This window comes from Chryseobacterium sp. II3a, from assembly GCF_057815135.1.
Genome location: NZ_JBYPZJ010000005.1, coordinates 89,338 through 101,091 on the forward strand (window position 1 = coordinate 89,338; position 11,754 = coordinate 101,091).

11 protein-coding genes are annotated in these 11,754 nt (G+C 35.4%); 6 read left to right on the forward strand and 5 right to left on the reverse strand.

Features of this window, described 5'->3' with window-relative positions:
* Positions 1–113 precede the first annotated feature (113 nt).
* The 5 genes from pnuC to AC3HD6_RS13575 all read left to right on the forward strand — a co-directional run bounded on the left by pnuC (position 114) and on the right by AC3HD6_RS13575 (position 6,113).
* On the forward strand, positions 114–791 hold the full coding sequence (pnuC, locus tag AC3HD6_RS13555; protein ID WP_488896816.1) for a nicotinamide riboside transporter PnuC: 678 nt from the start codon (positions 114–116) through the stop codon (positions 789–791).
* Positions 788–1,450: a hypothetical protein gene (locus AC3HD6_RS13560; protein WP_488896817.1), complete on the forward strand. Its 663-nt coding sequence runs from the start codon at positions 788–790 to the stop codon at positions 1,448–1,450. The genes pnuC and AC3HD6_RS13560 overlap by 4 nt, the downstream gene beginning before the upstream one ends.
* 103 nt (positions 1,451–1,553) lie before the next feature.
* Positions 1,554–2,321 (forward strand): diaminopimelate epimerase, encoded by a 768-nt coding sequence (gene dapF / locus AC3HD6_RS13565; RefSeq protein ID WP_488896818.1) that lies wholly within the window; start codon positions 1,554–1,556, stop codon positions 2,319–2,321.
* A 28-nt stretch (positions 2,322–2,349) separates the two neighbouring features.
* A complete protein-coding gene (mltG, locus tag AC3HD6_RS13570; RefSeq protein ID WP_488896819.1) occupies positions 2,350–3,375 on the forward strand; it encodes an endolytic transglycosylase MltG in 1,026 nt (341 codons plus the stop codon).
* A gap of 131 nt (positions 3,376–3,506) precedes the next feature.
* The gene (locus AC3HD6_RS13575; RefSeq protein ID WP_488896820.1) at positions 3,507–6,113 is read left to right on the forward strand and encodes a TonB-dependent receptor domain-containing protein; all 2,607 of its coding nucleotides are present in this window, start codon (positions 3,507–3,509) and stop codon (positions 6,111–6,113) included.
* A gap of 37 nt (positions 6,114–6,150) precedes the next feature.
* On the opposite strand, the gene AC3HD6_RS13580 is transcribed toward AC3HD6_RS13575, so the two are convergent.
* From AC3HD6_RS13580 to AC3HD6_RS13600, 5 genes are read right to left on the reverse strand one after another with little or no spacing between them, the layout of a single operon-like run.
* Entirely contained in the window at positions 6,151–6,603 is a 453-nt protein-coding gene (locus tag AC3HD6_RS13580; RefSeq protein WP_488896821.1) for an adenylyltransferase/cytidyltransferase family protein, read from the reverse strand.
* A 13-nt stretch (positions 6,604–6,616) separates the two neighbouring features.
* A complete protein-coding gene (locus AC3HD6_RS13585) occupies positions 6,617–7,381 on the reverse strand; it encodes a methyltransferase domain-containing protein (protein WP_488896822.1) in 765 nt (254 codons plus the stop codon).
* A gap of 20 nt (positions 7,382–7,401) precedes the next feature.
* Positions 7,402–8,421 (reverse strand): UDP-glucose 4-epimerase GalE, encoded by a 1,020-nt coding sequence (gene galE / locus AC3HD6_RS13590; protein ID WP_488896823.1) that lies wholly within the window; start codon positions 8,419–8,421, stop codon positions 7,402–7,404.
* 1 nt (position 8,422) lies between these two features.
* A complete protein-coding gene (locus tag AC3HD6_RS13595) occupies positions 8,423–8,872 on the reverse strand; it encodes a hypothetical protein (protein WP_488896824.1) in 450 nt (149 codons plus the stop codon).
* Positions 8,872–9,996, reverse strand: a complete 1,125-nt coding sequence (locus AC3HD6_RS13600) for a DegT/DnrJ/EryC1/StrS family aminotransferase (RefSeq protein ID WP_488896825.1) — start codon at positions 9,994–9,996, stop codon at positions 8,872–8,874. The genes AC3HD6_RS13595 and AC3HD6_RS13600 overlap by 1 nt, the downstream gene beginning before the upstream one ends.
* Before the next feature lie 87 nt (positions 9,997–10,083).
* On the opposite strand from AC3HD6_RS13600, the gene AC3HD6_RS13605 reads away from it, so the two are divergent.
* Complete coding sequence (locus AC3HD6_RS13605) at positions 10,084–11,688, forward strand: S8 family peptidase (RefSeq protein WP_488896826.1); 1,605 nt, start codon at positions 10,084–10,086, stop codon at positions 11,686–11,688.
* Positions 11,689–11,754: the final 66 nt, after the last annotated feature.

Below are 11,754 nucleotides of genomic sequence, written 5' to 3' on the forward strand. Positions count from 1 at the left end.
ACGTTTATCGTTAAACTTTCATCATTTATTTTACATTAAAATCTTTAAAAACCTGAGCAACATATTATTTAATTCATTTTAAAAAGTCCATTTTTTTATTTATTTTTGATCGCATGAATTTATATGATCTTTTTGTAAAGCCTTATGAAAGCTATGATTCTTTACAAATTATGCTTGAAGCATCCGGTGCCATTTTCGGAACTCTGAGCGTATATTTTTCCATTAAGAAAAATATATGGGTATACCCTACAGGTATTGTTTCAACCTTGATCTATGTATATATCCTTTTTAATTTTGGGCTTTTAGGAGACTGCCTCATCAATGTTTATTATACCATAATGAGTGTTTATGGCTGGATATTATGGGCCAAAAATTCAGAAGATCATATTCATGTGGATGTTACATGGGCCACAAAAAAGGAATGGTATTATGCCTCCATCCTTTTTATTCTGAGCCTGGCATTGGTTACCCTTATTTATTATTATAAACCTTATATTGATAATCATTTTTCAATGGAAGGAACCAATCTCGGATTATATCATCTGGACTGGGCAAATTGGATGGATGTTTTTACAACTTCAATATTTTTAGTTGGAATGTGGTTTATGGCCAAACAGCGCATTGAGAACTGGATTTTCTGGATTATTGGAGATTTTATTTGCATCCCTATGATGATTTTTAAGGGTCTTGGTATCACTTCGGTTCAATATTTGGTATTTACTATAATGGCTATCTTAGGATACGTCAATTGGAAAAAAAGTTTTAAAGAAAAAAGTACAATAAAGTCATGAAAAATTTATTTAAAATAGCAGTTAGTATCTTTGCTATAAGCACTTTAACATCTTGTCTTGCATATACAGATGGATATGGCAGTAATGGTTATGGTGACCCATACTATAATAATGGATATTATTATGCTCCTTCCGGATATTATGGCAGTGGCGGGTATTATGGTAATGACGGCTATTATTATAGAAACAATATTAATTATTACTATGATAATGGTATACCTTACTATTATGACACTTACAATAACTCCAGAAGAAAAGTATATGTAGAAAGAAGAACTACGGTTACTTCGCAAAGACCTAATAATGGCTTCCGTAGCAATAACAGTGGTTCTTATAATAACGGAAACTATAACAGAAATTCAAATAACAGCGGCGGCGGATTCAGAAATTCAAACAGTGGTTATCAGAACAACCAAGGAAATCAGAATAATCAAAGCAGTGGTGGATTTAGAAACCAAAATAGCAGCTCTGAAAATAGAGGATCCAATTCCAGTTCAGGAGGATTCAGAAGTTCAGGTAGCACCAGCAGCAGACCAGAAACTTCCAGCGGTGGATTTAACAGTGGTGGTTTCAGAAATAGTTCAGGCAGCACCCAAAGCTCAGGCTCAACTTCAAGCTCTAGCAGACAGCAAAACAGCAGCAGCGGTGGCTTTAGATAAATAATTATAAATAACGATTATAAATAAGGAAACGAACAGTTAACACTGTTCGTTTTTCATTTTAATATACTAATTTTGTTTCTTTATTTAGACAAAAAACAATATGGAATTTTATAAATATCAGGGTACGGGAAACGATTTTGTAATGATAGACAATCGTTCCGGAGAATGGGATGATCTTTCAATCGAAAATATACAAAAACTTTGTGACCGTCGTTTTGGAATCGGTGCAGATGGACTTATTAAAATAAATACCGCAGACGGTTATGATTTTGAAGTTGATTACTATAATTCTGATGGCTCAAAAAGTTTCTGTGGAAACGGGGCTCGTTGTTCGGTTGCTTTCGCTTTTTTCCTTGACATCTTTGAAGACAACTGCAAATTCATCGCAATTGATGGAGAACATATTGCTGAAATCCATAACGGAATCGTAAAACTAAAAATGTCTGATGTAAACACCATTTCTGACGATGGGGGAAACAGTGTGATGGATACTGGTTCTCCACATTATGTAAAATACGTTGAGGATTTAGTAAATTATAATGTTTTTGCAGAAGGACACGGCATCCGAAACTCGGAAAACTATAAAGAAAAAGGAATCAATGTCAACTTTGTAGAAAAAATTTCAGATAATGAAATTTTTGTAAGAACCTATGAACGAGGTGTTGAGGACGAAACTTACAGCTGCGGAACTGGAGTTACAGCTTCTGCTTTAACTTTTCTTCAAAAAGACAATCTAACTTCCATAAAAGTGAAAACATTAGGCGGAAACCTTAAGGTATACGCTGAAAAGAGTGGTGATTCTTTCTCTAACATCTGGCTGGAGGGTCCTGCAAAGCAAGTTTTTAAAGGTAAGGTAGAGCTTCTTTAAAATCAAAACTTTTAATCAATAATAAAGAATGAAAAAAGCTATTCTCATTATCATTCTGCTTGTTTTTGTAGTAGCAGGATTTTTTGGTTTGAGATTTTATACTAAATATTTTGGAAATAATGTAGAAAAGGATGGTTACATTTTGATCCCTCATAAGGCGAACTTTAACCAGATTTTGGATTCTATTGCTCCGTATATTAAAGACCGTGAATCTTTTGAAACAGTAGCTAAAGATAAAGGTCTTCCTGTCAATTTTAAAGCAGGGCGTTATCATATCCAAAGCGGAAAAGGGAATACAGACCTTGTGAATATGATTAAAGCAGGTAACCAGACAGCAAATTCTTTTAGAATCGGGGATTTTGGGGATATGTATCAAATGATTGGTAAGGTTACTAAAAAAACAGAACTGGATTCGCTTCATTTTGTTAATGACCTGGATGTTGTTGCACAAGAAAAAGGATATAAAAATATTGAAGATTTAAAAAAATATTTCTTCATTGATACTTATAATTTTTTCTGGACCGTAAGTCCAAGAGAATTTTTTGCAAAATTTGAAGATCAGTACAATGACTTCTGGACCAGTGAAAGAAAAAATAAAGAACAACAATCCGGACTTTCAAGAGAACAGATTTATGCGCTTGCATCTATTGTATATAAAGAATCAGGAGGAAAGAAGGATGAAATGAAAACCATCGCAGGTTTATATTTAAACCGTTACAGAAAAGGGATGAAGCTTCAGTCTGATCCTACCGTAATCTATGCGATTAATAAGCAGACCAATTTTAAAGAACCAATCAAAAGGGTTTTATATAAGCATTTGTCTACTCCATCTCCATACAATACTTACGCTAATGCAGGAATCCCACCGGGACCGATTTGTGTAGTGGATAAAAACTCAGTAGATGCTGTTTTAAATGCAGAAAACAACAATTATATATTTATGTGTGCTGATCCTGCAAGATTTGGATATCATAAGTTTACAGCCAATGCAGAAGAGCATGCTGTAAATGCAAAAGCTTATCAGGACTGGCTTAATTCAAAGAATATAAAATAAGCTTTAGCAGACACCATAATTTTATAGATTAAAAAACAATAATTAAATCATAATATTTTGAAAATCAGATCAATATAATTTTCAAAATATTAAGGGTTATCCTTTCACGATTTTATACAAAAAAATAACCTATGAAGAATAAGACAGAAATTGTCAATATTTTCACTAGAAAAACACTAGGACTTACTTTAGTACTCTCAGCAGCCGCTATGGCTTTTGCTCAGGAGAAATCTGATGTTTCAGGAACCATTGTCAACAAGAAAAACCAACCAGTACCTTATGCTTCTGTAACCTTTACGAACAAAGCCAACAAAGCATTAAGTGATGCTGTATTGACAGATGAAAAGGGACAGTATAAACTACAGCTTACCCCTGGAAATTATGATATCTCTGTAGAAGCTATTGATTACAAAAAAAGTATTCTTAACAAGAATATTACCGGAGCTGGAAATATCGGCGCACTATCTATTGAGCCTGAAGCAGCCACTACATTAGATGGAAAAACTCAGGAACTGCAAGGGGTTGTTATTACCGCTTCAGCAGCTAAACCTTACAAAGTAGAACTGGATAAAAAAACGTATGATCCATCACAGGATATTGTAAGTAAAGGAGGAAGTCTCCAGGATGTTTTGACCAATGTACCTTCCGTTACAGTAGATACAGATGGAACTGTTTCTATGAGGGGAAGTTCTAATGTAAAGTTTCTGATCAATGGTAAGCCTTCTTCTCTATTAGGTATTGATGATGGAGCCAATGCTTTACAGAGTATTCCTGCTGACCAGATCGAAAGAATTGAAGTGATCACCAACCCTTCTTCAAAATTTGAAGCAAGCGGAACTTCCGGTATTTTAAATATTATTCTTAAAAAGAGTAAAAAAGTAGGATTTAACGGCAGTGTGGTAGGAACCCTTGGATACTATCCGAGAACCTCCCTTAATGCTAATTTGAGCTGGAGAAAAAACAACTGGACCTGGTTTGTAAATGGCGGTGGCGGTTATACAGAAAACAAAACCAAAAACAATTCTGAAACCACTTATCACAATGTTACTCTTCCCAACATAAACCCTATTCCAAGTACTGACGAAGAAATAGACAAGATCCCTACTATTCCTGTTCATCAGCTTCAAAACTCGACCAATAAAACGTATAGCAAAAACTATAATGCAAGTGCCGGTTTTGTATATGATATTTCTGAGAAAACCTCTATCAACCTAACAGGATTGGTAAGAACTTTCGAGGGCGACGGAAATGAACTCGTCAATACCTATGACACTTTTTACAAATACACAAAAGATACCTCAAATCCTTGGAAGCTGATGAACCCTTATACGTTGAGGGATTCTAAAACTATTTTTAACAATCTTGCTTTCCAAGGGGATGTTGGTTTGGATCATAAATTTGACGATAAAGGCCAGAACTTATCCTTATCATTAAGTTTACAAAGGAATAGAAGCAATAACAATGCAGATATTCTGGAAAGTTTAGATTATGTTCCTTCCGTACAGGACATTACAAGAAGACATTCTGTAACCAAAACGGTGATAGGAAAAGCAGATTATGAATTACCATTAGGCGAAAATTCAAAGCTTGAAGCTGGTTATAGATTGGATATCAATAAAAATACATATGATAATTTTGTAAGCAGTACATCTGGCAACCCATTGATCCCTGACTACAATAACAATACGGACTACAGAGAAATGTTTAATGCTTTCTATTTACAATTTAGAAGTAAGATTGGAAGCTTTGGTTATCAGGTAGGATTAAGAGACGAGGTTTCCAATGTTAAAATCAATTATATCAGCCAAAATCCGAAGGCTCCTACGATTGATAAGACTAAAAATTACAATAATTTATTTCCAAGTGTATTCTTAAGTTATGATATCGCTAAGAACAATCAGATTTTAGTTAACTACTCACGAAGAATAGACAGACCAAGATCATTCTTCATGGTTCCTTTTTCGAATTACACCAATAACCAGAATATTTTCGAGGGAAATATTGATTTAAATCCATCGTATGTTGATTCTTATGAGGTAGGTTATAATCTTACCAAGAAGAAGTTTACTATAAACCCTACTTTTTACTACAGGCATGCAACAGAAGACACAAAAATGCTGGTTTACAGACCAGATGAAAGAAAAACCGTCTTCTACACCAAACCTGAAAATTTAGGCAGTGACGACCGTATTGGATTAGACCTGAATTTCACTTACGATCCATTTGCATGGTTTAAAATTATGGGTAGTGCGGATATATTCAGATACAAAACAACCGGAATTACGTCTTACGCAACAATAGATAAGGATGGTTTACCTCAGACAAGAACATTAGACTTTACAGGAAGCGGTTTCTCTACAAGACTACGTCTTAACACGACATTCAGACTGGATAAAACACTAAGCGTACAGCTGCAAGGCTTCTACAGAGGAGGGCAAAAAACAGTCAACCAGGATAGAAAGGACATGTATGCTCTTAACTTGGGAGCTTCCAAAACAATCTGGAAAGGAGACGGAACAATTTCCTTCAACATTCAGGATATCTTTAACACAAGAGGTATGGAAGTATTTAATTACACCAGCGACTATACCCGAAGCAGCTATATGCAATGGCAGCCAAGACAGTTTTCTATTTCTTTAACATATAGATTCAAACAAGGTGAGAAAATAGAACAGCCTAAAAGGAAAAAGGATATCAACTCCAATGCAACAGGTGATGACCAGCAAGGTCCAATGTAATACAAAAAAACCCGAAATTTAAATTTCGGGTTTTTTATTATTTTACTGATTCTACTCTTCCTTCTTTTTCTTTTTCAGCTTCGTAGATTCTTTTTCTTAAGTCACTCGTGGAAAACCTGTGGTCTCTTTTGTTGTAAAAGATTTCAATCCCCTTTTCCTCACAGTATTGCTTACCTGTAAAATCTCTGTCTACATAATCATCACCAATGATTCTGATATCTATTACAAAAGACTTTAAAATATCCAGTAAATCCTCTTCTGTGTAATAAGGTACAATTTCATCTACAGCGTTTACTGCTTTTAATTGAATATAGCGCTCAACGATCGTCTGGCTTGGTTTATTTTTATTCGGGCGGTCGTGAGATGGATCAATCTGTAGTCCGACAATCAGATAATCGCACACTGTTTTTGCTTCTTCAAGCATTTTAATATGTCCTGCGTGTAATAAATCAAACGAGGAAAATGTAATACCTATTCTTTGTGTCTTCATATTAATATTAAAATTAAAATTTCGCTGAAATAAAAGTTCTTTTAAATGGATAAAAGACCGGTGATTCAGGAAAAATGTTTTGTAACTGTTGTTTATAATCGTTTTTAAATTGTTCTTTCAATTCATCAGGAAGCTTTTCTATATAGGGAAGCATTGCTGTTCCGGATGCCCAGGTAAATACAGCTTCTGCATCTTTCAATACATGAGGAAATACTTTCTCATAAACAGTAATCTCACTTCCTTTATTCTCAAATAATATGCGGGCATACTCTTCAATGGTCAGCACAGTATATTCTCTTTTCCAATCATTATAAGCTGATTTATAGGGCTCAGTATCAGCTATTTTTCTAAGAAGCTGATGAACTATATATTCATGATTAGAGGGAATCTGAACAGCCAATTGTCCACCTTCCTTAATCTTGCTTATGATTCTAGGAAAAAGTTCCTTATGGTTACTGCACCATTGGATTGCAGCATTGGAAATCACCAGATCATAGGTATCTCCCAAGTGAAGCTGCTCTTCAATACTTCTTTTTTCAAAAGTTAATCGGCTTGTTTTGAACTGAGCTGCCTTTTCAAGCATTTCTTCAGAAGAATCTATTCCTAAAACCTTTGAATCCTCTAAGTAATCTAAAAGTTTTGAGGTAAGCTCGCCCGTTCCGCATCCCAGATCTATTACTGATATTCCCGATCTTGATTCTACAAGCTTTAACAGGTCAAAGAAAGGTGCTGAGCGCTCTTCTTTAAATTGGTCATATACTTCAGGATTCCAAGCCATAATGATTGTATTTTATGAGTTTAATTTCTCGAATTGAGATATTTTTGCCACTCCCACACGGTCTTTAAAGACTCTTCCAGAGATGTTTCAGACTTCCAGCCGAGCTCTCTTTCTGCTTTAGAAGGATTTGCATAAGCAACCGTAATATCACCTTCTCTCCTATCACAGATCTGATAAGGAACCTCTACATTATTAGCTTTTTCAAACGCTTTCACCACTTCCAAAACAGAAGATCCTTTTCCTGTTCCCAGGTTATAGGTATCAATCACAGCCTCGTTAGATGAATCTTTTATCAGTTTTTTCAAAGCGGCTACGTGAGCTTTAGCCAAATCAACTACATAGATATAATCACGAACTGCTGTTCCATCCACTGTAGGATAATCATCCCCCCAAATACTTAGCTTCTCACGAATTCCTGCTGCTGTCTGCATCACATAAGGAACCAGATTATTAGGAATTCCTATTGGCAATTCTCCAAGTTTTGCTGACGGGTGAGCTCCAATTGGATTAAAGTATCTTAACAAAGATATTTTACGATGGTATGCTTTAGCAAAATCAATAAGGATTTCCTCGCCCATTTGCTTTGTTTTTCCATATACACTTTCAGGCATTTTCAAAGGTGTATTTTCATCAATAGGCATCACATCAGCCTGTCCGTAAACAGTACATGATGAACTAAAAATAAAATTAGAAATGCCCCTTTCTTTAAATTCCTGAAGGATATTGATCAATGTAAACATATTATTTTCATAATATTCTACAGGCTTTACCTGACTCTCTCCTACAGCCTTGAAAGCCGCAAAATTAATACAGCCCTCAATTGTATGGGCATCAAAAACCTGAGCAAGAAGCTCCTTACGCTTCAGGTCAAAAGGATAAAAAACCGGCTTCTTACCTGTAATTTCCTCAATATTATTTAAAATAAACCGTTCCGAATTAGACAGATCGTCTACAATAATAACTTCAAAGTCATTATTAAGCAGTTCTACAACGGTATGAGAACCAATATATCCAAGTCCTCCTGTAACAAGTATTGCCATTTTAATCTTCGTGTTTTCCTATATTTTCTACTTCAAGATCAATCTTTATTCCTTTAAACCTATATTTTCTGACGATGATAAGCCATAATCCGAAAATCAGCAAGTATATCCCAAGTGATAAGAGATAATCTGACTGCGGCAAACCATCCTTGGTTTTTCCTTCAGATATAACAATCCAAAGTACCGAACCTAAAATGTCTGTAATAACTAATATTAAGAGTATTGAATAAGTTAAAACTGCAAGTCTGTGTTTCCTTATTAAAAAATACAGCGGAATGGGAGAAAATACTCCTATCAAAACAATTAATATTAGAGGAATGATATCCTTAGGATCAATCTCAGGACTTATCAATATGGAATAGGAATAGGCGAGATAAAAGAACGATATTATTGCATTGATCAAAATAGCCAGCCAATACACTAATCCATATTGAAAAATCTTTTTTTTCATTATTTCATAAATTCAAGGACAGCATCTGTAATATACTTCAACTGCTCTTCGTCTAATTCCGTGTGCATTGGTAAAGATATCACCTGATCCAAAAGCTTATCTGTATTCACAAAATCAGCGGCATTGCTCTCCTGGAAATATGCTTTTTGCTTTCTTAATGCTACCGGATAGTAAATCATTGCCGGAATTTCTTTTTCTGTAAGAAACTTCTGAAGCTCATTACGTTTTCCGTTCAGAATTCTCAATGTATACTGGTGGAATACGTGGGTAGAGTTTTCAGACCTCTGTGGAGTTAAAATATTTTCATGACCTGCAAATGCTTCATCATAATAATCAGCGGCTTTTCTTCTTGCCTCGTTATATGAATCCAAATGTGGCAGTTTCTTTCTTAAAACCGCTGCCTGAATACTATCCAGACGAGAGTTTACTCCAACCTCATCATGGTAATATCTTTCGTACATTCCGTGGTTTACAATTCCTCTTAAACGGTGTGCCAATTCATCATTATTGGTAAAAATTGCCCCTCCGTCACCATAGCATCCAAGATTTTTAGATGGGAAGAAAGACGTTGTTCCTACAGTTGCCATTGTTCCGGCATATTTTGAGGTTCCGTCAGAGAAAGTATATTCTGCACCTATTGCCTGTGCATTATCTTCAATCACGTATAAATTGTGTTCTTCAGCAATTTTCAGAATCTCCTCCATATTCGCACACTGTCCGAATATATGTACAGGAATGATCGCTTTTGTTTTTGGCGTAATTGCCTTTCTTAACGCTTCTGTTGAAATTGTAAATGTATTATAATCAACATCTACCAAAACAGATTTTAGCTTAAGCAGATGAATCACCTCTACTGTTGCTGCAAAGGTAAAATCAGCAGTAATTATTTCGTCTCCCTCCTTCAGATCCAAAGCCATAAGAGCGATCTGTAATGCATCAGTTCCATTAGCGCATGGAATAACATGTTTTACGTCTAAATAAGACTCCAATTCATTCTGGAAAGACTTTACTTCAGGACCGTTGATAAAAGCTGCGGAATCCATTACATTTAAAACTGCATTGTCTACATCATTCTTTATTTTGTAATACTGACTTTGCAAGTCAACCATCTGAATTTTTTTCATAAATAAATTATTTCTGTAAAAATAAGGATTTTAAAATCCTATCAAAAATTTTATTGATTTTGTTTTTATCTTTATACAAAAATTTATATGAAAAAAATTTTACTCTTTTGTTTCCTAACGGGTTACTCCTATACCACTGCACAAACTCAGCTTGTTTTTGTGTTTTTTAAGGATAAGCCTAATAAAGCAGCCTTTTTTGCTAATCCGCTTTCTGAGCTGAGTCAAAAATCGCTTAACAGACGTACCACATTAGGGATAGCACTTAATGATCAGGATGCTCCTATAGAACCATCTTATATACAAAACCTTCAAAATTTGGGATTTACAGTAACTGATTATTCCAAATGGCTTAACGGAGCGGCAGTCAATGCAACTACAGCTCAAATTACTCTTTTACAAACACAGCCTTTTGTTTTATCTGTAGAAAGCTTTGCTAAAAATGGAACTCCTACCCTACAATCAACACCGGTCAATAAATGGAAAATGCCTACCAGTACTCAAAAAATTCTTACTACGTTTGAATACGGCACAGGAACATCACAGATTGATCAGGTGAATATAAAACCCCTTCATCTGGCCGGCTATACCGGAACCGGAGTTTCTATTGCAGTCATTGATACAGGATTTCCTACAGTAAACACCGGGAATGCTTTTCTACGATTGCGAAACAACAATCAAATAAAGGGTGGTTATGACTTTGTTGCCAAATCTAATGACATTTATAATCCTTCATTGAATGCACATGGTACAGTTGTATTAGGAGCCATCGGAGGTTATCTGGAAAATACATTTGTAGGCTCTGCTCCGGATGCTGACTTTTATTTGTATCGTAGTGAAAACCCTTCGGCCGAAATTCCTGAAGAAGAACTTTACTGGATTGAAGCAGCTGAAGAAGCTGACAGAAAAGGGGTAGAAATTATCACAACATCACTAGGATACAATGTTTTTGATAATCCCCAATACAGCTACACCTATGCTGACATGAATGGAAACACCTCATTTATTGCGAGAGGAGCTGGAATTGCTGCTGAAAAAGGAATTTTTGTGCTTGCAGCAGCAGGAAATTCAGGAGATAAGCCTTGGCACTATCTTCTTACTCCCGCAGACAATGCTAAAGTATTTACGATTGGTGCTGTAGACTCTTCAGGAAACTCTTCTGTATTTTCTTCTTTCGGTCCTAACTCCCTTGGTGTCACAAAACCGGATGGAAGCGCTAGAGGAACCGCTACGGCAACAGTTTTAGGCGATACCACTTACACGAGTACAGGAACTTCTCTGGCCACTCCTGTAGCTGCCGGAGGAGTAGCCTGTCTTATTCAGGCATTTCCAACCATGAACAGAGATCAGATCAAAACAAAACTAAGGCAAACTGCTTCCCTTTATCCTAATCACACAGATCAGATGGGATTCGGCATTCTTAATTTCGGAAGCCTTTATAACAGTGTTTTAAATACTTCTGAAATTGTTAAAAAAGAAAAATTTGCATTGTTTCCTAATCCCGTTAAAAATGTTCTGAATATCGCTTCAGAAAACAGTATCCATTCGCTGGAAGTCTATGATAATCTGGGAAGACTGATAAGAAAAGTAGACCATCAAAAATCTGTAAAGGTGGATGATTTTGCAAAAGGGGTTTATTATCTGAAAATACAGACGAGTGATAAAGTCTATTATGAGAAATTTATCAAGGAATAACTATCATTACTGTAAATATTAATACCGCTATTTTTCACTCATACATTATCAAATCGTATAAATAAT

Bases quoted from the DNA above. Each gene is read 5' to 3' on its own strand.
- pnuC (WP_488896816.1), top strand. From the start codon at position 114: ATGAATTTATATGATCTTTTTGTAAAGCCTTATGAAAGCTATGATTCT.
- AC3HD6_RS13600 (WP_488896825.1), bottom strand. From the start codon at position 9,996: ATGAAAAAAATTCAGATGGTTGACTTGCAAAGTCAGTATTACAAAATA.
- dapF (WP_488896818.1), top strand. From the start codon at position 1,554: ATGGAATTTTATAAATATCAGGGTACGGGAAACGATTTTGTAATGATA.
- AC3HD6_RS13575 (WP_488896820.1), top strand. From the start codon at position 3,507: ATGAAGAATAAGACAGAAATTGTCAATATTTTCACTAGAAAAACACTA.
- AC3HD6_RS13560 (WP_488896817.1), top strand. From the start codon at position 788: ATGAAAAATTTATTTAAAATAGCAGTTAGTATCTTTGCTATAAGCACT.
- galE (WP_488896823.1), bottom strand. From the start codon at position 8,421: ATGGCAATACTTGTTACAGGAGGACTTGGATATATTGGTTCTCATACC.
- AC3HD6_RS13595 (WP_488896824.1), bottom strand. From the start codon at position 8,872: ATGAAAAAAAAGATTTTTCAATATGGATTAGTGTATTGGCTGGCTATT.
- mltG (WP_488896819.1), top strand. From the start codon at position 2,350: ATGAAAAAAGCTATTCTCATTATCATTCTGCTTGTTTTTGTAGTAGCA.
- AC3HD6_RS13585 (WP_488896822.1), bottom strand. From the start codon at position 7,381: ATGGCTTGGAATCCTGAAGTATATGACCAATTTAAAGAAGAGCGCTCA.
- AC3HD6_RS13605 (WP_488896826.1), top strand. From the start codon at position 10,084: ATGAAAAAAATTTTACTCTTTTGTTTCCTAACGGGTTACTCCTATACC.
- AC3HD6_RS13580 (WP_488896821.1), bottom strand. From the start codon at position 6,603: ATGAAGACACAAAGAATAGGTATTACATTTTCCTCGTTTGATTTATTA.